Genomic DNA, 18,738 nt, shown 5'->3' with positions numbered 1-18,738 from the left:
CGCATGCGCGTGCATACCGCGTGGGCCAAGGGCACCATTTTTCCGGTCTCCTGCAGCGTGCGCGGTTTTGCTTCACAATAGCGCCTTCACGCCGCACCGAGGCACGCTGGAGCCCCCGAGTCAGGACGCAAGATCCTGTCCGCCAGCGCGCGGCAGATAGCAACAACAGATGTCTCGCGTACTCTCCTCATGACTGCTTCCTCCGGAAACTTCGACAACGTTCCCGAACTTATTTCCGATGCTGGCCCTGGCGCCCACCATGCCTCGCGCGACCGCGCGGCGGATCGCCGTGCGCTGCTGGCGCTTGGCGTGGGCAGCTTTGCCATCGGCACCGGCGAATTCGTCATCATGGGCCTGCTGCCCGATGCCGCCCGCGACCTCGCCATCAGCATTCCCGAAGCCGGCCACCTGATCAGCGCCTATGCGCTGGGGGTGGTGATCGGCGCGCCGTTGCTGGCGGTGCTTGGCGCGCGCTGGCCGCGCCGCAACCTGCTGATTGCGCTGATGACGTGCTTCGCGCTCGGCAACTTCGCCAGCGCATTCGCGCCCGATTACCTGTCGATGCTGGGTGTGCGTTTGCTCACGGGTTTTCCGCACGGTACCTACTTTGGCGTGGCCGCGCTGGTCGCGGCCAGCCTGGTGCCGCGCGAACGGCGCGCGCAGGCGGTAGGCCTGGTCATGCTTGGCCTGACCGTGGCCACGCTGGTAGGCGTACCGATCGCGGCCGGCATCGGCACCTGGCTTGGCTGGCGCGCGGCCTTCGTGATCGTGGGCGCGATTGGCGCGCTGACGGTGCTGCTGGTCTGGCGCTGGGTGCCATTCGTGCCGGCCGATCGCCATGCGAGTCCGCTGCGCGAACTGTCCGCGCTGGCGCGCAAGCAGGTGTGGCTCACGCTCGGCATCGGCGCGATTGGTTTTGGTGGAATGTTCGCGGTGTTCAGCTACGTCAAGCCAACCATGCTTGAGGTGGCCCACATGCCGGTCAGCGGTATTCCGCTGGTGCTGGCGCTATTCGGCGTGGGCATGGTGGCGGGCAACCTGGCGGGCGCCAAGCTGGCCGACCGCGCACTGATGCCCACCGTTGGCGGTGTACTGGTGTGGTCGGCGCTGGTGCTCGGCGCGTTCGTATTCACCGCGCCGCATCCATGGCTGGCGTCGCTGAACGTGATGCTGGTGGGCACCGCGGTGGCACTGGGCCCGCCGCTGCAGATCCGTTTGATGGACGTGGCCGGCGATGCACAGACTCTGGCGGCTGCGCTCAATCATTCGGCCTTCAACATGGCCAACGCACTGGGCGCCTGGCTGGGCGGTGTAACGATTGCCGCCGGCCTGGGCTGGACCTCGACCGGCTGGGTCGGCGCGCTGCTGGCGCTCGGTGGCCTTGTAGTTTTTGCATGGTCGCTGGCCAGTTCGTCGCGCCGTGACGTTACGGTGACGGCTTGACGCCGGGGTTGGCGCCGGAGGTGTCCTGCGCCGCGGCATCGATGACGCGATGCACGAATTCCAGCTTGGCCACCACGGTGGGCGACAGCGCGAACGGATAGCCATCCGGCGCGCCGAGGCTGCGGTTCAGGCTGTTCAGCACATAGGTCAGCGGGAACCAGCGGTTCATCAGGCTGCGGAAGGTGGCATCCTCCACGGGCGTCTGGTCGGTCAGCGTGGGCTCCTGCGGGCTGTCGGGCTGGAGCACCAGTCCGCAGGACACCGCCGTGTCGAGCGTATCGACCATATGCAGGTAGTGCGCCCAGGTTTCTGCCCAGTCTTCCCACGGATGCATGGTGGCGTAGCTGCTGACATATGACGCCTGCCAGTCGGCAGGCGCCCCCTCGGCGTAATGGCGCTGCAGGCAGGCCGCATAGTCGGCCCTCTCGTCGCCGAACAGCTTGCGGAACGGTTCCAGTCGCCGGGTGCCAGCGATCAGCCGATTGAAGTAGAAGTGCCCGACCTCGTGCCGGAAATGCCCGAGCAGCGTGCGATAGGCCTCGCCCATCTCGGCGCGCATGCGTTCGCGCTGCGCATCGTCGGCTTCGGCGATATTGATCGTGATGCGGCCGTTGTCATGGCCGGTCATCACCGCTTCCTGTTCGCCGGTATCGGCGAGGAAATCGAACTGCAGGCCCGAGTCGGGATCGTCGTCGCGTGACACCACGACCAGGCCCAGCGACAACAGCGTATAGAGCAGCCGCCGCTTGGCGGTTTCAAGCCGATACCAATAGAGCCGGTGTTCCGGCGCATCGAGGTTCGGAATGGTATGCGTAAGCTGGCACGCCTCGCATAAAGTGCCCGGATCATCGGCCGGCACCATCCAGTTGCACACCGCCTCCACCTGGTAGTTGTGGCAGCGCCGGAACGGGGCATCCTTTGCGTCGGGATGCAGGCTGCGCCAGCCTGTCGCATCACTGCCTTCGAAAGCGGCAATCTGCGACAGCGCCGGGATGAATCCCAATGCGGCGCCGCAGCGCTCGCACACGACATTCTCGAAAAACACCAGGTTGCCGCAGCGATTGCAGTGGAACGTTTTCATGGCGCAGGCCCCGCTCGGTCCGGGCAGTCGGCCCGCTTGCGGTGATCGTGCGCCGAACCGCGTGCGCCGGCAACCGGGCGCCGTCCTACATCGGCGACGCGCCCGGCGCCACGCGCTCAGAAGTACGACGAGTCGTCATCCTGTCCGCTGTCGTCGACATAGGCATCCAGCCCGTTGTCGAGGTTGCCGTTGTCGGCCAGCAGGGTGTTGTCGCGCGAGCCGCCGCCGCTGTCGTCACCGTAGTAGTTGTTGACGATGGTCTCGTTTGGCGTGGAACCGGTGGCGCCCTGTCCGCCCAGGAAGCCGTTGCCACTGCCGCCGCCGCGGTGGAACAGGTTCTCGATGCCCTGGAACAGCATGGCGCCGCCTGCCACGCCGGCAGCGGTGGTGGCGATGGTACCGAGCGTGCTGCCCAGCCCGCCGCCCAGGAAGCCCGGCCGGGCTGCCTGGGCCGGTGCGGCCGGAGCCTGCGCCTGGTATTGGGGTGGCGCGTATTGCGGTGGCGCGTTCTGGGCGGAAGGATAGGGTGCCGGGGTCGGCATGACCGGCTGCGGCGCACGACCGGCGCTGTTGCCCCATGCGTTGTCGTTGTCGATAAAGCTGCGCGCGCCGTTGCCCTGGGCAACCTGGGCGGCCTGCAGCTGGTTCTGCAGCGAGACGATCTGCGCCTGCGCGTTCTGCAGCGCGCGGTCCAGCAGCATGGCGCGCTGCACCAGCAGGTAGGCGGTATCGGGCTGGCGTGCGGACGCCTCGGCGATCATCGCCGCGGCCTGCGGGTCCCGGGCATCCACGCGGGCCTGGGTCAACTGGTTCAGGAAAGCTTCCAGTGCTTGCACGTCTTGCGGGGTCATGGCGTCACCTCTTGGGGTTCGGTTGCGGTACGGCTCCAATCTAGAGCCGCAGACTTAAACGAAACTTAAAGCATGTGCGGCCGCCGTGGGCGGTAGACTTGTTTCACTTCGTGACTACGCCGTGACATCCCATGACTGAACTCCGCACGCTCTATCCCGCCATCGAACCTTATGAAACCGGTACGCTCGACGCGGGTGACGGGCATGTGCTGTACTACGAGCGCGTGGGCACGCGCGGCGCCAGGCCAGCGGTGTTCCTGCATGGCGGACCCGGCGGCGGCATCTCGCCCGAGCATCGCCGGCTGTTCGATCCCGCGCGCTACGACGTGCTGCTGTTCGACCAGCGCGGCTGCGGCAAGTCCACGCCGCATGCCTCGCTGGAAGCCAATACCACGTGGCATCTCGTTGATGATATTGAACGGCTGCGCCAGTTGATTGGCGTGGAACAATGGCTCGTATTCGGTGGGTCCTGGGGCTCGACGCTGGCGTTGGCCTACGCGCAAACGCATCCGCGCCATGTGAATGCGCTGGTGCTGCGCGGCATCTACACGGTTTCGCAAGCGGAACTCGACTGGTATTACCAGTTTGGCGTCTCCGAGATGTTCCCGGACAAGTGGGCGCGCTTCCAGGCTCCCGTACCGCCTGAGGAGCGCGGCAACATGATGGCCGCCTATCGCAAGCTGCTGACTGGCGCGGACCCCGACAAGCAGACCGAGGCCGCGCGTGCGTGGAGCGTCTGGGAAGGCGAGACCATTACGCTGCTGCCGAATCCCGACAATAGCGCGAAGCATGACGAGGGGCATTTCGCGCTGGCATTCGCGCGTATCGAGAACCACTACTTCACGCATCGCGGCTGGCTCGAAGACGGACAACTGCTGCGCGATGCGCACAAGCTGGCCGGCATTCCTGGCGTCATCGTGCATGGCCGCTATGACATGCCGTGTCCGGTGCGCTATGCGTACGCGCTGCACCAGGCTTGGCCCGATGCGGATTTCCACCTGATCGAAGGTGCCGGCCATGCATGGACCGAGCCGGGCATCATGGACCAGTTGCTGGCGGCCACCGACCGCTTTGCGGCGTAACCGAGGAAATAGTCTATCCGCCGGGAGGCGGTAGCGATCGAACGTTCGTGCGCCTATACTGACCTCTGCTGCGCTGCACCAATGTCTGCACCAAAACGGACATGGTTGTTGCGTCGACCGAAGTCAGCATCTGGAGAGCACCATGGTTCCTTGCGAACTCTGCAAGAGCCTGCTGGGGCGTCCCGGTTATGTCCCGCCTCACCCACGTTTATTGCGGTCCGGTGATGCCTTGTCCCACACGGGCCAGCAGGTTTTTATCTATACATGCCAGCATTGCCATCAGCGCATTGCATTATCTACACGCGATGACGGCGCCGATTACTGGACCGGCCATGATGCCGGCGCGAAGTGACCTGTCTCAGGTCCCCAGCGCGGCCATGGCGGCCATGTTCTCGACACGCAATGTCTGCGGCTCGGACAACGGAATCTCCGCCGCGCGCAGGCGCTTGAGGATTTCGAACAGCAGGTCGCTCTTGGTGCCGGCGGCAATGCGCGGGCTGCTCACGTAACCGGTCACGCTCAGCGTGATGCCGTTCGGTGCAAGCTGGCTGAACGTGACCGATGGCGCCGGAATATCGAGTATCGATTCGTTTGCGTGGTACACATCGATCAGCAGGTCGCGCACCGCTTCCGGATCGGTATTGAGCGGGAAGGTCAGCTGCAGCGTGGCCACGCCCTGCGTGCTGTTGCTCATCGTGACGTTGCGCACGTTCTGGGAAATCAGCTGCGAATTCGGCACGATCACCGTCGAACGGTCGCCCAGCTGGATCTCCGTGGCGCGCACATTGATGCGGCGGATATCACCCTCCACACCGGCCAGGCTGACCATATCGCCCACCTTGACCGGGCGCTCGGTCAACAGGATCAGGCCCGAGACAAAGTTCTTGACGATTTCCTGCAGGCCAAAGCCGATACCGACCGACAACGCACTGACGATCCAGGCCAGGTTTTCCCACTTCACGCCCAGCAGGGACAGCGTCAGCAATACCAGCAGCACATAGCCCACATTGCTGAACAGCGTGATCAGCGACGCGCGCAGGCCCGGCTCCACGCACAGCTTGGGCAGCAGTTCGGCGTCGAGCCAACGCCGCACCGAGCGCAGCAACCAGGTACCCACCGTCAGCGCGATTGCCGCATTGAGGATGCGGTCCGGCATGATGTTCAGGCTACGCAGCTTCTCGCCGCCGAGCATGGTCAGCAGACTGTTGAGCAGGTCGGCCGGCGTGGTGCCGAATCCGCCCGTAAGCAGGGCCAATACCGCCACCAGCAGCAGCACGCTGGCGCCGATGCCGGACAGTATGGTCGAGACCTGTTCCAGATGCGTGTCGTCCACGCCGAACAGATGCTTGATGATGCGGCCGCTGCGATGGTTCGCGGAGAAGATCGCCTCGCACAGGTCACGCGTCAGCTGCGTCAGCAGGTACAGGCTGCACAGCACGATATCGAACCAGACCAGTTCGTAGGTCAGGAAGCGCGCAAAGCTGATATAGCCGATCAGCAGCGCCCCGAACGACACTGTCACGATAAGCGTCACTGCGGCATGGATCAGGCCAGCCAGCGTGGCGCGTGCTTCGGGACGCTCTCCGGCCGCGACCAGTTCGCTGCGCACGCGATTGGCACGCAGCAGCGCCGCGCCAATCGTCAGCACTACCACCAGCGAGACCAGGCCGCGACCAAGCAGGGTGACCTGCACGGTGGTATCGGCCATGCGGTTGAGTTGCTCGAGCGTGCCCGCGAGCAGCAGCAGGCCGGCCAGCACGGTCGGGAACGGTTTCATCGCCAGTGCCACCGGATCTGCCAGGGCGGGCAGGCGCCATGACGGATGCCTTGTGCACAGCAGCGCGCGGCCCAGACCGGCGATCAATGCGCTGGTCATGGTCAGCTTGGCGATCTCGTTCATCAGGTCCTGCAACGCCGGCGACAACTCGTCGCCCCCGGTGAACGCCGCGTACACCACACGTACGGCCACCGCCGTGGTGACGACCGTCGTCAACGCCGTGGCCAGCGCCAGCGCACTACGGCGAATGCGCGATTCCGGCAGTTGCGTCAGGCAGAACCACGCCAGGCCACGCTCCAGCAGGCGGCGCCCGAGTGACCAGACGGCCAGCGCCACGCACAGCAGGATGATGGTCTTGCCACGTTGTGACGGTTCCCAGGCCTGCTTGATCATCGGCCCGATTTCATCGGTGAAGTTGCCCAGGCGCATTTGGTCTTCTTCGGAGACCTTGAACAACGGCACCCAGAACTCCGGGTTCAGGATGCTGTCGGACCGCAGCGCAAGCTGGTCCTTGAGCCGGCTACGCTGCAGCTTGGCAAGCTGGTCCTGCAGGTGGGAGATATTGTCCTTGCTGTCGGCGGCCTGCTTCAGTTCGTCGTCGAGCTGGGCTTTGCGCGCATTGAGTTCGGCACGCTGCCTCACCACGCCAGGGGCTTCCTTGGCCGTGCCGGCATCGGGCGGCGGACCCAGCAGGTCCACCTGTGCCTGCAACTGGGCGCGCTGAGGCGTGAGCGAGGCGTTCAGCTTGTCGACGTCTTCATCGAGCTGCTTCAGCGCTTCGTTGAGATCGCTGAGCTTGATGTTGCCGGATGCGCTGGATGCGAGTTGCTTGACGCGATCCTGCTCGGATTGCAGGCGCTTGAGTTCGACGACGGCTTCGGCGTGCGTCAGGGTTGGGATTTGCTTCGCTTCGGCATCGGAGGCGGACTCGGCCGCGAATCCGGTGGGCACATGGATCAGTGCCGCGAGGACTAGGCTCATGATGAGCCAGGAGATTCGGCGCATGACGGGGGCGCGGTGGTTGACCGGCCGGGCAGTATAAGCAGCCGCGCCCGGTCAGCCGGTGTACATTACGCCTTGCACTGCACAGCTACACATGCTGTTACATAATCGACGCTCAAGGACTCCCGATGACGCTTTCGATCGATCGCTTCGACCACATCGTGCTCAATGTGAAGGATGTGGAAGCTAGTGCAGCCTGGTATGAGCAGGTACTGGGCATGCAGCGCGAGAACTTTGCATCGCGTACGGGCACACGTGTGTCGGTCAAGTTCGGGCAGCAGAAAATCAATCTACGCCCGATTGGTGAAGACACCGTGGCATGGTTCACGGGCGTGCATCCGACTTCGGGCAGCGATGACCTGTGTTTTGTCACGCGAATGCCACCGCAGGAAGTGGTCGCGCATTTCCTGGCCCACAAGGTGCCCGTGGAAGCCGGTCCGGCGCAACGTACCGGTGCGCTGGGGCCAATGACATCGGTGTATTGCCGCGATCCCGATGGAAACCTGATCGAGGTGGCGAGCTATCCGGTGGCTGGATGAACTTGCTGGCGTGTCATGCGCTGGCCCTCACATAACAATTCAATTGCCAATGTTTTTCTCCCCTCGCCCGCATGGCGGGAGAGGGGCCGGGGGAGAGGGCAAGCCTGACAATCACCAACCAAGCATCATGAAGTACGCCGTCGCCCTCGTCGCTATCCTCACCGCCAACGCCCATGCCGCCGATCTCCAGGCCGGCAAGGAGCTCTTCACCACGCGCTGTGCCTCATGCCACCACGTTGGCCCATCGGCACGCGCCGCGTTTGGTCCCCAGCTCAATGCGGTCTTCGGCCGCAAGGCCGGCAGCACCAGCGACTACCGTTATTCCGATGCCATGAAAGCATCGAACGTGGTCTGGGATGAGGCCACGCTGCGCGCATTCATGGAGTCGCCGGGCAAGGTGGTACCAGGTACCAAGATGCGTTTCTGGGGCATGAGCAATGCGCGCCAGATCGACGACCTGCTGGCCTATCTGCGTACGTTCCAGTAACGACTTACTCCATGTGGGCCTCAAGGATGTCGATCATGCGCTGTGCAAGCGGCGACAGATAGGCACCCGCGCGCGACATCACGCCCACGCGACGTCCCAGATCGAGTGCATCGGCGCGCAAGGCAATCGGCCGCAAGCCGGCCCGCTTGCTATTGCCGGTCGAACCCGCGAGGCAAAGCATCTCGGTGCCGCGCACGAGTTCGAACAGGGCCGTGCTGCCGAAGTCGGTTTCCACGCGCAGGATCGGGGCAGGCAGTCCCAACTCCGCAAACGCTGCGTCCAGTTGCTGGCGGATCAGTACATGCGAACTTGGCAATAGCCATTGTTGGCCGGCCAGGTCAGCTAGCGTCAGGTTGCGTCGTCGCTGCAGCGGATGAGCCTCGTCGGCCACCACGGCCAGCCGGTCCGTGAACAGTTCGCGCGAGGCCAGCGCCGGGTTGGCCTGGCGCGGCAAGGGCGCGAGGGCAAGATCGATTTCGCCAGCCTGCACCAGATCCATCAGTTCGCGGGCCACGCGCATGGTCAGGCGCAAGCGTGCCACGGGACGTTCACGGATCAGTTGCCGGCAGGCCCCGAGCACCAGCGCATTCGGCATCGAAGGCGAATAACCAAGCCGCAGCACGCCCTGTTCGCCAGTCTGGATGCCATGCATCTCCTTGAGCGCATCTTCGTATTCCAGCCGGATGCGTCGCGCGCGTTCCATAAACACCGTGCCGGCCTGCGTGACGCGCATGCCCAGCGTGGTGCGCTCGAATAGCGGCACGCCTAGCTGCGCCTCCACGCGCTGGATTGCCTTGGTCAGCGCCGGCTGGGTCATGCCAAGCGAGTCGGCGGCGCGGCCAATGCCGCCATGGGCTGCCACGGCCAGCACATATTCCAGATCACGGGTCTCCATCAGGCATTCCTGTTGTTTATGACTTGATTCCAATCACAACATTGTAGTGATGGGCTGCATCTTACAGACTTGGGGCACAACACCGCAAACATGGAGACATCAATGACGTTTGCCTATTTCCTCAGGCGCGCGGCGCGCTATTGGGGCGACAATCCCGCCGTGCTGTACCGCGACCGGGTACTGACCTACCGCCAGCTCGATGAGCGCTCCACGCGCCTGGCCAATGCCTTGCTGGCCCTGGGGCTGAAGCAGGGCGACCGCGTGGCGATCCAGTCGCGCAACTGCCCCGAGATCGTCGAGATCGAATGCGCGCTGTACAAGGCGGGTTTGGTCAAGGCCGCGCTGAATCCGCGTTTCACGGCCAATGAGGCTTCCGATGTGGTCGAGAACTGCACGCCGCGTGTGATGATTGCCGGGCCGGGCTACACCGCTTACTCGCGCGATACACGTGGCTTTGGCTGCATCGAGCATTTCTTCGCGATCGCCGGCGCCGAAGGTTCGGAATCTGCATACAGCGCCTACGAAACGTTGGTGGCCAGCGGAAGCACCACTGCCATCGACTACACGCCACAGCCTGAAGACCTTGCCGTGCTGCATTTCTCGTCGGGCTCGACGGGCAAGATCAAGGCCGCGATGCAGAGTTATGGCAACCGGCTGGCCTCGCTGCGCAAGATGATCCTGACCATGGACCGCCCTGCGCGGCCCGGTGACCGGCTGGCGCTGATCGGGCCGGTCACGCATGCGTCGGGCATGCTGATGCAGCCCTACCTGTTCCTGGGTGCCACGCTGGTGCTGTTCGAGAAATTCGAGCCGGCCGGGTTCCTGGCCGATGTGGCGCGCCTGAAGCTCACGCACGTGTTCATGGTGCCGGCGATGATCAATATGCTGCTGGCCGAGCTAACGCTGGCCAGCGCGGACCTGAGCAGTCTCAAGACGCTGGCCTACGGCGCCGCGCCGATGGCCCCGGCCCGTATTCGCGAAGCCTGGGAGCGCATTGGCCCGGTGCTTTCGCAAGGCTACGGCGCCAGCGAGTCGACCTCGGGCGTCACGCGCCTGTCGACCACCGACCATGCACTGGCTATCGCACAGCATCCGGAGCGGCTGGCTTCGTGCGGTCGGGCGCTTGGAGAGACCGAGGTCCGCGTGGTCAACGAGCGCGGCGAGGAGGTCAGCGGCGACGAGATCGGCGAACTCGTGATTCGGGGTGCCGATGTATTCCAGGGCTACTGGGGCGAGCCCGAACTGACGCGCGAGGTGCTGGTCGATGGCTGGCTCCATACCGGCGATCTTGCACGCGTGGATGCCGATGGCTACCTGTACCTCGTGGATCGCAAGAAGGACATGATTATCTCGGGTGGTTTCAATGTTTATCCGACCGAGGTGGAAGCCACGCTGTACCAGCATCCCGATGTAATGGAGGCCTGCGTGATCAGCGTGCCCGATGAAACCTGGGGCGAGACCGTCAAGGCCGTGGTGGCCTTGTGGCCGGGGCGCCAGGCCAGCGCGGCGGAACTGATCGGCCATTGCCGCGCGCGCATTGCCGACTACAAGTCGCCACGCTCGGTCGATTTCGTGGCCGAGCTGCCCAAGAATGCCAGCGGCAAGCTGGCCCGCAAACTGGTGCGCGAGCAGTACTGGCTCGGCGCCAGCCGGCGCGTGAACTAGGAGAGCCACGACCATGTTCGACCACCTGACCAATCCGGTGCTGCTGGAAACGCGTGCCGCGGTGCAACGCTTTATCGACGAGGAACTGCGGCCCATCGAACGCGAGCTCGGGCTGGGCCCCGAAGACCCATGGCCGCGCGAGGTGTTGCGCGGCGTATGGCGACGTTCCAGCGAACTCGGGCTCTACGCGGCCTGCCTGCCGGTAGAACTGGGCGGCAAGGGTCTCAATATCGCCGAGCAATGCGCGCTCAAGGCCGACTTGGCTGCCAGCGGCGCGGTACTGGCGCCGCATGTGCTGGGCGATCTTGGCGGACCGCCGCGCGTCGGCAATATGCTCAAGTACGCCACGCCCGATCAGGTCGCGCGTTATTTCGGGCCGGTGATCCGCGGCGAGAAGTCGACCTGCTTCGCGCTGACCGAACCGCATTCGGGCTCCGATGCGCAGAGCATTCGTACCAGCGCGGTAGTCGACGGCGACGAGTTGGTGATCAATGGGCAGAAGCACTACATCAGCGGCGCACCGTTCGCGGACTTTGCGATTGTGATGTGCGTGACCGATGCCTCCACCACCCCGCCAGCCATCACCGCGGTGCTGGTCGATCTCGATCTGCCGGGCGTAACCGTGAGCACCGAGTATGTGCCGATGTCGGGACAGCATATCGATGCCGACATCCGCTTCGAGAATGTACGCGTGCCGCGCGCGAATATCTTTGGCGGCGAGGGGCGCGGCTTCAAGCTCGGCATGTCGCGCATCAATGTGAACCGCTTGCTGCATTGCCCGTCGATGCTGGGGTTGGCCACGCGCGCCTATCAGGCATCGGTCGAGTATGCCGGGCAGCGACGCCAGTTTGGCGGGCCCATTGCGCGCTTCCAGGCCATCCAGCATATGCTGGCCGATATGGCCGCCGCACTATGGGCGTGCGAAAGCATGATTGCGCAGACCGCGCTTTTGGCCGATGCCGGCGCCGACCTGCGCATGAAGGCAGCGGCATGCAAGCTGTTTGTGTCGGAGCGCTGCTTCGAGGTAGCCGACAAGGCGGTGCAGATCCACGGCAACCTTGGCGTTACGCGTGGGCATCCGGTCGAACAGACCTGGCGCAAGCTGCGCATGTTCCGCATCTTCACGGGCACCAGCGAGATCCAGCGCAATACCATCGCCAAGGCGATCCTCGATCCGGCTGCAGCGTGACCGAGCAAAATAAAAGACAGGAGACAACTCATGAATCGTCGTCAGTGGCTTGCCACGGCAGGCGCAGCGGCCATGTATGGCGCGCTCGGCCGCACGGCCAGCGCCGCCGCCCCGTATCCTTCGCGTCCGATCCGGCTGATCGTGCCGTTTATCGCGGGCACCGCGCCCGACGCGTCAGCGCGCGCGCTGTCGGCTGAACTGGCACCGCTGCTGGGCCAGCCGCTGGTGGTCGAAAACATCGGCGGCGCGGGCGGCATTATCGGTGCGCGCGCCTTGAAGCGCGCCGATCCCGACGGCTATACGCTGGGACTGCTGGCCAACCAGCACGTAATCAACGTGCATCTGTACCGCGATCAGCCGTACGACGTGACGAAGGATTTCACGGCCATCTCGTCGCTGTCGGGTGGTCCGGTGGTGCTGGCGGTGCCGGCCGCGTCGCCATTCAAGAGCGCGCGCGAACTGATCGACGCGATGCGCAAGAAGCCGGGCGCGTTGAACTACGGATCGGGCGGCAAGGGCAGTGTGTCGCATCTGGCTGTTGAGACGCTGCTGCACCAGACCCATACCCAGGCCGTGCATATCCCGTACAAGGGCGCCAGCGAAATCCTGACCGCGATGCTCAGTGGCCAGACCCAGTTCGGCATGCCGGTACTGTCGACGGCCGCGCCGTTCCTGCGCAATGGCCAGATCCGCGCGCTGGCGGTGTCATCGTCGGCCCACTCGATTTTCTTTCCCGAGGTACCCACGCTGGCGGAATCACTTCCTCCGGGGTTTGTGCTCGATAACTGGAGCGGGCTGTTCGCACCGGCCGGTCTGCCAGCGGCACTGACCAAGCGCCTGTTTGATGCCGTGGCCATGCTGCAGGCAAACGGCAAGCTCGACGCATCGACCAAGGCCAACTCGGGAGAAATCAGGAAGAGCGATTCACCGGCCCAGTTTGCCCAGATGGTGGCAGCCGAGAATGCAAGGTATGGAAAGCTGATCGCGGAGATCGGGATGCGGGGGGAGGCGGGGTGATGCGGATTGGGATGGTGTAAATGCAAAAAAGCCCTGGGGAAAGGCCAGGGCTTTTCTGTGGTGCTAGGTTCGAATTACGACGCCGGGCAGCTTGCCGGAGCGAAAGACGGGCTCCAGCCAGCCGCGGTTGGGCCGTTCGTGATGCCGCAGACCCACGTACCGGCAGCGTCGCGCGTCCAAGTCACGACTGCGTTGGTAACCGAGCGAGCAGCTGACCCGCCAAGCGTTGCAACGATGGTCGACGGGGTCGCATTCAGGACAACCACCGGGATTTGGCCGGCGTCTTGCAGCAGCGTCGAAGCCGTACGGCCCAGGTTACATACTGCAACGTTAGTGCTGGTCGGGTCGTCCACTGCGAGGACGGTCGTGCGGCCCTCATTGATACAAGCCTCCGCGGCGGTACGGATTGCGGACGATTCGCCGATCACACGATTGACCTGAGACTTCGCCACGTAAGCCTGATACTGCGGAATCGCAATAGCGGCCAGGATACCGATGATCGCGACCACGATCATCAGTTCGATCAGCGTAAAACCCTTTTGTACCCGTTGGTTTCCCATCCGTGCTTTTTTCATGGAATTGACCCCTGTAATTAATTGAGAACAGCGCTTCAGCTGTCGGGTGCATAGTGAGCAACAGATGTGCCAGCCCCAAAACCATCGTTTTTCACTTAAATGTGAGATTTCTTGTCACCTGTAACGGGATGTAACTGCCACAATTTGTCACCCTCCTGTTGGAGGGTATGGCTCAAGATGCACAAAGTGACGGTTTTTGTCAGAGAAAGTGACCGTTAATCTGCCCTTAATTCTGACTTTAGCGTGGTTGAAACACGATGATGGCCATGCCGGCGACCGCGATTGTGACGCCTGTCATATCCCAGGCGCTGGGGCGCACGCCGTCGACGAGCCAGAGCCAGATGATGGCTACGGCTATATAGATACCGCCGTAGGCGGCATAGACGCGGCCTGAAGCGTCGGGGTGCAGGGTTAGCAGCCATGCGAAGACGGCTAGCGAGGCGGCGCCGGGGAGGAGTAGCCATGGGCTGCCGTTCTGGCGTAGCCAGAGGTAGGGGAGATAGCAGCCTAGTATTTCGGCTAGGGCGGTCAGGAGGTAGAGGGTTATGGTTTTCATGCTGTTTGTTTTTTGATGCGATGTTGGTGATTTGGGGCGCTTGCCCTCTCCCCCGGCCCCTCTCCCGCGGGCGGGAGAGGGGAGCAAAAACATGCCTACACCGCCGCCTGCAACGCCGCCACCAGCGGCATCACCAGTTCATTCTCATCCGACTCGCGTCGCCACATCACGCCCACGGGCGGCAAGTCCCAGCTCAATGAAAACGGCAGCGTCGCCGCGTCGCCAAGTTCGATCAGTTCTTCCGCCACCGCGCGCGGCACGATCGTGATGGCTTCGGGCAGGCTGCGCAGCAGGGTGGCCATTGGCTTGATTGAATAGGTTTCGACGATGGGCAGCGGTGGTGCCACGCCGGCCACCGCGAACATCGTATTGATCGTGCGCCGCACCGGGGTATGCGGGGGCGGCAAAATCCAGTCGAGTTCGGCCAGCCGCTTCCAGTCGAGTCCGCCGCGCGACAGGCGGGCCTTGGCTCGCGACGGTACCACGAGCACCGGTTCTTCCCGATACAGCGGTTGCTGCACGATGTCCTCGCCGGCCAGGTAGAACGAGCGGGCGATGGCGCAGTCGAGTTCGTGTTGCCGCAGCGCATTGACCAGTTCATCGGTGGTGCCTTCACGTACCAGCACTGCAATCCGTGGCGATTGATTAAGCCCGTAGGCCAGCGCGGCATCGAGCACCGCGCGCGCGGTGTAGGGAATCACGCCAATCCGCAAACGGCCGCGCTGGCCCGCCTCGATCACGCCGAGCTTGCGCCCCAACGCTTCGGCATCTGCCATTGTCATGCGCGCATGGCTGAGCACGGCCGCGCCGGTGGCGGTCGGTTCGAGGCCGTTGCGCGTGCGCGTGAACAGCGGCGTCATAAAGATGTCCTCGATTTCGCGCAGCGCCTTGGTCACGGCCGGTTGCGACAGGTTCATCTCAGCCGCCACACGCGATACCGAGCGTTGCCGCTCCAGTGCCAGCAACAGCGGCAACTGGCGCAGGCGCAGGCGCGACACGATCTGGTGCAGCAGCTTGTCAGTGGCGATTGGCATCAATCGGGCCTCGGGTTGGATATAACCGAATGGTAATACAACGATAAGTAATTCGATCCTGACAGTTATTTGATCTGCCTATACTCGACTTACGGTTCAAATGCATTCAATTGGAGTCAATCGCACATGTTCACGACACGCCCGGAGATCGTCGGCACCTTTGGCGTTGCCGCCTCCACGCACTGGCTGGCCACGCAAACCGCAATGGGCGTGCTGGAACGCGGTGGCAATGCGTTCGATGCGGCAGTGGCGGCGGGTTTCGTGCTGCAAGTCGTCGAACCGCACCTGAACGGTCCCGGTGGTGAAGTGCCGATCCTGTTCTGGAGCGAACGTGAACGCGCCGCGCGCTCGGTATGCGGCCAGGGTCCGGCCCCGGCGCTGGCCGATCCGGAAGCGCTGCGCAAGCAGGGCATGGAGATGATGCCCGGCATCGGCCTGATGCCGGCCACGGTACCCGGCGCCTTCGGCGCGTGGCTGACCATGCTGCGCGAGCATGGCACGTGGTCGCTTGCGGATGTGCTGGCGCCGGCCATCGGCTATGCACGCAACGGGTTTCCGCTGGTGCCGCGTATCTCGCAGGCCATCCTGGCCGTGCAGGCGCTGTTCCGTGACGAATGGCACAGCTCGGCGGATACGTGGCTGCCCGATGGCAAGGTGCCGCGCCCCGGGGCATTGCATACGCTGCCGGTGCTGGCCGATACCTATACGCGCGTGATCGAGACGGCAATCGCGCAAAGCGATAGCCGCGAAGGCCAGATCGATGCGGCCATGGATTGCTGGTATCGCGGCTTTGTTGCCGAGGCCATCGACGAGTATTGCCGCAACACCCCGGTCCGCGATACCACGGGCGAGAAGCACACGGGCCTGCTGCGCTACGACGATATGGCCGGTTGGAAGCCGACCGTCGAAGCACCGGTATCGCTCGACTTCGGCCGCTACTCGGTTGCCAAGTGCGATATCTGGAGCCAGGGGCCAATGTTCCTGCAGCAGCTCGGCATGTTGCGTCATGCCGGGCTGGAAGCCCACGCGCCGACCTCGCCCGAATTCGTGCACAAGATTGCCGAGGCCGCCAAGCTGGCGATGGCCGATCGCACCGCATGGTATGGCGATCCCTTGTTCGAGGACAGCCATCTCTGCGCGCTGTTGAATCCGCATTACCTCGCAGCGCGCGCGGCGCTGATCGGTGACAAGGCCGCGCTGACGATGCTGCCGGGCGCGCTCAAGGGCCTTGCGCCACGTATGCCCGACCTGAGCGTCGCCGATCGCACGCTGGCCGCGGCCGATGTGCGCTTCGGTATCGGCGAGCCCACGTTCGCCGCGTTGCCGCCGGTCAGCGAATGGGCCGAGCGTGAGGTGTTCGTTGGCGATACCTGCCATATCGACGTGATCGATCGCCACGGCAATATGGTGGCGGCCACGCCGTCGGGCGGCTGGCTGTCGTCGAGCCCGACGATTCCGTCGCTGGGCTTCGCGCTCAATACGCGCCTGCAGATGACGTGGCTGGAGCCGGGCCTGCCCAATACGCTGGCACCGGGCAAGCGTCCGTGCACCACGTTGTCGCCATCGCTCTGCATGCGCGATGGCGAGCCCTACATGGTGTTCGGCACGCCCGGTGGCGACCAGCAGGACCAATGGTCGCTGGCCTTCTTCATGCGGCATGCGGTGCATGGCATGAACCTGCAGGAAGCCATCGACGCGCCGGCCTGGCATATCGACCATTTCCCGCAATCGTTCTGGCCACGCCAGACCACGCTGAACCGCCTGACGGTGGAATCGCGCATGCCTGCGGCAACCATCGATGCACTGCGCGCACGCGGGCACGAAGTTCGCGTAGGCGAAGACTGGTCCGAAGGCCGCATGTCGGCCTGCACGCGCGAACGCGATAACAAGGGGCGACTGGTGCTGCGCGCCGGTGCCAATGCGCGTGGCATGCAAGGTTATGCGGTAGGCCGTTGAAACGTTCAATTCACATAGAGCAAGACTGAAGGGGAGTTGCAAGATGAGGTCCGTAGTCAAAAGCCTGCTGTGCGGTGCCGCCGCACTGGCCATGTCGTTTGCCAGCGTCGTTGGCGCCGCCGATGCGTATCCGACCAAGCCAATTACGCTGATCGTGCCCTGGGCCGCCGGCGGCTCCACGGACATTCTTGCGCGCGTATTGTCCGAGCACCTGACCAAGTCGCTGGGCCAGCCGGTGATCGTCGACAACAAGCCCGGTGCATCGGGCAATATCGGTTCGGCAATGGTGGTGCGCGCCCAGCCCGACGGCTATACGCTGCTGGTGGGCTCGATGAGCACACATGCGATGAACCCGGCGCTGATGGCCAATATGCCCTTCAAGGGCGTGGAAGATTTCACGCCGCTGGGACTACTGGCCTATGTGACCAACACGATGGTGGTGAACCCGTCGGTGCCGGCCAACAACGTCAAGGAACTGATTGCCTATGCCAAGGCCAACCCGGGCAAGCTGGCCTACGCCAGTGCCGGCCCCGGTTCCACCAATCACCTGAGCGCGGTGCTGTTCGAGAAGATGGCGGGCGTGCAGATGCTGCACGTGCCGTACAAGGGCGGTGCACCGGCCGTGGTCGATACCGTGGCGGGCCAGACGCAACTGCTGTTCTCGGCCGGTACCCAGACGCTGCCGCACGTGAAGGCTGGCAAGCTCAAGCTGCTGGCCGTGACCGAAGCCAAGCGCTCGCCACTGCTGCCGAACGTACCGACCGTTGGCGAGACCATCCCCGGATATGAACTGTCCGTGTGGTACGGCGCGTTCGGTCCGAAGAACATGCCTGCAGATCTGGTGGCACGCTTGAACAAGGAAATCAATCGCGTGATGTCGCTGCCCGAGGTCAAGGCCAAGATGGATTCGATTGGTGTGGAAACGGCTACCTCGACGCCGCAGGAATTCGGCAAGATCCTGCGCCGTGACGCGGACCGTTACGGCAAGCTGATCAAGGACCTCGGCATCAAGGGCGAATGATGATGGCAAGCGTCGATACGCTGGGCCATTGGCAAACGCATCTGCATCCGCTGTTCGACAAGCTGCGTGCGGCAACATCGCCAGTGGCCGTGCTGGATGCCATCGGGCAGGCCACGCTCGATATCGTCGGGCCGGGACTGCTGACGATCAATGCGTGGCATGCGCGCACTGGCGAGATCCAGCGGCTCTGGTCCTCGGACCCGCTGGCCTATCCGGTCGGCGGCAAGAAGCAGAAGGGCGATACCGCGTGGACGCGCCAGTTGCTGGTGCGCGGCGAAGTGTTCGTGGGTGAGGGCGATGCCGCGCTGGCCGCCGTCTTCGACGATATCGCCACCATCCGCGGGCTTGGCTTGAACGGCGTGGTCAACGTACCGCTATGTCATGGCGGTGCGGTGATTGGCACGTTCAACTATCTGGCCGGTGTCGAGTTCTGGACGGCCGAGGATATTACGGCGTTGCGCGTGCTGGCGCAGTTTGCGGTGGGGGCGGTGAGAGAGCTGGTCGAAGGTTGACAGGCTGGCCCGGGGGTTTTCTCCCCTCTCCCGCGCGCGGGAGAGGGGCGGGGGAG

General features: G+C 64.0%; 17 protein-coding genes. 10 read left to right on the top strand and 7 right to left on the bottom strand.

The window, feature by feature from the left end:
- Positions 1-189 precede the first annotated feature (189 nt).
- Entirely contained in the window at positions 190-1,443 is a 1,254-nt protein-coding gene (locus ACO550_RS13080) for an MFS transporter (RefSeq protein WP_315591940.1), read from the top strand.
- Here ACO550_RS13080 and ACO550_RS13075 read toward each other — a convergent pair.
- Positions 1,427-2,524 carry a putative zinc-binding metallopeptidase gene (locus ACO550_RS13075; RefSeq protein ID WP_315591941.1) on the bottom strand — a complete coding sequence of 366 codons (1,098 nt, stop codon included), beginning with the start codon at positions 2,522-2,524 and terminating at the stop codon, positions 1,427-1,429. The genes ACO550_RS13080 and ACO550_RS13075 overlap by 17 nt on opposite strands.
- 116 nt (positions 2,525-2,640) lie before the next feature.
- Positions 2,641-3,375, bottom strand: a complete 735-nt coding sequence (locus tag ACO550_RS13070) for a DUF2076 domain-containing protein (protein WP_315591942.1) — start codon at positions 3,373-3,375, stop codon at positions 2,641-2,643.
- Between the two features lie 131 nt (positions 3,376-3,506).
- Between ACO550_RS13070 and pip the strand changes: the two genes are divergently transcribed.
- On the top strand, positions 3,507-4,457 hold the full coding sequence (gene pip, locus ACO550_RS13065) for a prolyl aminopeptidase (protein WP_315591943.1): 951 nt from the start codon (positions 3,507-3,509) through the stop codon (positions 4,455-4,457).
- Positions 4,458-4,815: 358 nt separating this feature from the next.
- On the opposite strand, the gene ACO550_RS13060 is transcribed toward pip, so the two are convergent.
- Positions 4,816-7,239 carry a DUF3772 domain-containing protein gene (locus ACO550_RS13060; protein WP_315591944.1) on the bottom strand — a complete coding sequence of 808 codons (2,424 nt, stop codon included), beginning with the start codon at positions 7,237-7,239 and terminating at the stop codon, positions 4,816-4,818.
- Positions 7,240-7,364: 125 nt separating this feature from the next.
- Between ACO550_RS13060 and ACO550_RS13055 the strand changes: the two genes are divergently transcribed.
- Together ACO550_RS13055 and ACO550_RS13050 are read left to right on the top strand one after the other, a co-directional pair.
- A complete protein-coding gene (locus ACO550_RS13055) occupies positions 7,365-7,775 on the top strand; it encodes a VOC family protein (protein WP_315591945.1) in 411 nt (136 codons plus the stop codon).
- A gap of 127 nt (positions 7,776-7,902) precedes the next feature.
- Positions 7,903-8,262, top strand: a complete 360-nt coding sequence (locus tag ACO550_RS13050; protein WP_315591946.1) for a c-type cytochrome — start codon at positions 7,903-7,905, stop codon at positions 8,260-8,262.
- A gap of 4 nt (positions 8,263-8,266) precedes the next feature.
- Here the strand turns inward: ACO550_RS13050 and ACO550_RS13045 are convergent, their stop codons facing one another.
- Positions 8,267-9,157, bottom strand: coding sequence for a LysR family transcriptional regulator (locus tag ACO550_RS13045; RefSeq protein ID WP_315591947.1), 891 nt, complete (start codon positions 9,155-9,157; stop codon positions 8,267-8,269).
- 102 nt (positions 9,158-9,259) lie between these two features.
- Between ACO550_RS13045 and ACO550_RS13040 the strand changes: the two genes are divergently transcribed.
- From ACO550_RS13040 to ACO550_RS13030, 3 genes are read left to right on the top strand one after another with little or no spacing between them, the layout of a single operon-like run.
- Positions 9,260-10,822 carry an AMP-binding protein gene (locus ACO550_RS13040; protein WP_315591948.1) on the top strand — a complete coding sequence of 521 codons (1,563 nt, stop codon included), beginning with the start codon at positions 9,260-9,262 and terminating at the stop codon, positions 10,820-10,822.
- A 13-nt stretch (positions 10,823-10,835) separates the two neighbouring features.
- A complete protein-coding gene (locus ACO550_RS13035; RefSeq protein WP_315591949.1) occupies positions 10,836-12,011 on the top strand; it encodes an acyl-CoA dehydrogenase family protein in 1,176 nt (391 codons plus the stop codon).
- Positions 12,012-12,041: 30 nt separating this feature from the next.
- A complete protein-coding gene (locus tag ACO550_RS13030) occupies positions 12,042-13,028 on the top strand; it encodes a Bug family tripartite tricarboxylate transporter substrate binding protein (RefSeq protein ID WP_315591950.1) in 987 nt (328 codons plus the stop codon).
- Positions 13,029-13,102: 74 nt separating this feature from the next.
- Here the strand turns inward: ACO550_RS13030 and ACO550_RS13025 are convergent, their stop codons facing one another.
- The 3 genes from ACO550_RS13025 to ACO550_RS13015 all read right to left on the bottom strand — a co-directional run bounded on the left by ACO550_RS13025 (position 13,103) and on the right by ACO550_RS13015 (position 15,193).
- Positions 13,103-13,588, bottom strand: a complete 486-nt coding sequence (locus ACO550_RS13025; RefSeq protein WP_485994871.1) for a pilin — start codon at positions 13,586-13,588, stop codon at positions 13,103-13,105.
- Between the two features lie 253 nt (positions 13,589-13,841).
- Positions 13,842-14,159 carry a YnfA family protein gene (locus ACO550_RS13020; RefSeq protein ID WP_315591952.1) on the bottom strand — a complete coding sequence of 106 codons (318 nt, stop codon included), beginning with the start codon at positions 14,157-14,159 and terminating at the stop codon, positions 13,842-13,844.
- Positions 14,160-14,254: 95 nt separating this feature from the next.
- Complete coding sequence (locus ACO550_RS13015) at positions 14,255-15,193, bottom strand: LysR substrate-binding domain-containing protein (RefSeq protein ID WP_315591953.1); 939 nt, start codon at positions 15,191-15,193, stop codon at positions 14,255-14,257.
- Between the two features lie 126 nt (positions 15,194-15,319).
- Here ACO550_RS13015 and ACO550_RS13010 point away from each other — a divergent pair, with 126 nt between their 5' ends.
- From ACO550_RS13010 to ACO550_RS13000, 3 genes are read left to right on the top strand one after another with little or no spacing between them, the layout of a single operon-like run.
- The gene (locus tag ACO550_RS13010; protein ID WP_315591954.1) at positions 15,320-17,149 is read left to right on the top strand and encodes a gamma-glutamyltransferase family protein; all 1,830 of its coding nucleotides are present in this window, start codon (positions 15,320-15,322) and stop codon (positions 17,147-17,149) included.
- Between the two features lie 43 nt (positions 17,150-17,192).
- Positions 17,193-18,170 carry a tripartite tricarboxylate transporter substrate-binding protein gene (locus ACO550_RS13005; RefSeq protein ID WP_315591955.1) on the top strand — a complete coding sequence of 326 codons (978 nt, stop codon included), beginning with the start codon at positions 17,193-17,195 and terminating at the stop codon, positions 18,168-18,170.
- Complete coding sequence (locus ACO550_RS13000; RefSeq protein ID WP_315591956.1) at positions 18,167-18,682, top strand: GAF domain-containing protein; 516 nt, start codon at positions 18,167-18,169, stop codon at positions 18,680-18,682. Before ACO550_RS13005 ends, ACO550_RS13000 begins: the two co-directional genes overlap by 4 nt.
- The last annotated feature ends 56 nt before the right edge of the window (positions 18,683-18,738 follow it).

The organism is Cupriavidus sp. (assembly GCF_057315035.1).
Note: the sequence above shows the minus strand (reverse complement) of the source record. Positions and strands in the feature narration are given on the sequence as shown.

Bases quoted from the DNA above. Each gene is read 5' to 3' on its own strand.
- ACO550_RS13080 (WP_315591940.1), top strand. From the start codon at position 190: ATGACTGCTTCCTCCGGAAACTTCGACAACGTTCCCGAACTTATTTCC.
- ACO550_RS13075 (WP_315591941.1), bottom strand. From the start codon at position 2,524: ATGAAAACGTTCCACTGCAATCGCTGCGGCAACCTGGTGTTTTTCGAG.
- ACO550_RS13070 (WP_315591942.1), bottom strand. From the start codon at position 3,375: ATGACCCCGCAAGACGTGCAAGCACTGGAAGCTTTCCTGAACCAGTTG.
- pip (WP_315591943.1), top strand. From the start codon at position 3,507: ATGACTGAACTCCGCACGCTCTATCCCGCCATCGAACCTTATGAAACC.
- ACO550_RS13060 (WP_315591944.1), bottom strand. From the start codon at position 7,239: ATGCGCCGAATCTCCTGGCTCATCATGAGCCTAGTCCTCGCGGCACTG.
- ACO550_RS13055 (WP_315591945.1), top strand. From the start codon at position 7,365: ATGACGCTTTCGATCGATCGCTTCGACCACATCGTGCTCAATGTGAAG.
- ACO550_RS13050 (WP_315591946.1), top strand. From the start codon at position 7,903: ATGAAGTACGCCGTCGCCCTCGTCGCTATCCTCACCGCCAACGCCCAT.
- ACO550_RS13045 (WP_315591947.1), bottom strand. From the start codon at position 9,157: ATGGAGACCCGTGATCTGGAATATGTGCTGGCCGTGGCAGCCCATGGC.
- ACO550_RS13040 (WP_315591948.1), top strand. From the start codon at position 9,260: ATGACGTTTGCCTATTTCCTCAGGCGCGCGGCGCGCTATTGGGGCGAC.
- ACO550_RS13035 (WP_315591949.1), top strand. From the start codon at position 10,836: ATGTTCGACCACCTGACCAATCCGGTGCTGCTGGAAACGCGTGCCGCG.
- ACO550_RS13030 (WP_315591950.1), top strand. From the start codon at position 12,042: ATGAATCGTCGTCAGTGGCTTGCCACGGCAGGCGCAGCGGCCATGTAT.
- ACO550_RS13025 (WP_485994871.1), bottom strand. From the start codon at position 13,588: ATGGGAAACCAACGGGTACAAAAGGGTTTTACGCTGATCGAACTGATG.
- ACO550_RS13020 (WP_315591952.1), bottom strand. From the start codon at position 14,159: ATGAAAACCATAACCCTCTACCTCCTGACCGCCCTAGCCGAAATACTA.
- ACO550_RS13015 (WP_315591953.1), bottom strand. From the start codon at position 15,193: ATGCCAATCGCCACTGACAAGCTGCTGCACCAGATCGTGTCGCGCCTG.
- ACO550_RS13010 (WP_315591954.1), top strand. From the start codon at position 15,320: ATGTTCACGACACGCCCGGAGATCGTCGGCACCTTTGGCGTTGCCGCC.
- ACO550_RS13005 (WP_315591955.1), top strand. From the start codon at position 17,193: ATGAGGTCCGTAGTCAAAAGCCTGCTGTGCGGTGCCGCCGCACTGGCC.
- ACO550_RS13000 (WP_315591956.1), top strand. From the start codon at position 18,167: ATGATGATGGCAAGCGTCGATACGCTGGGCCATTGGCAAACGCATCTG.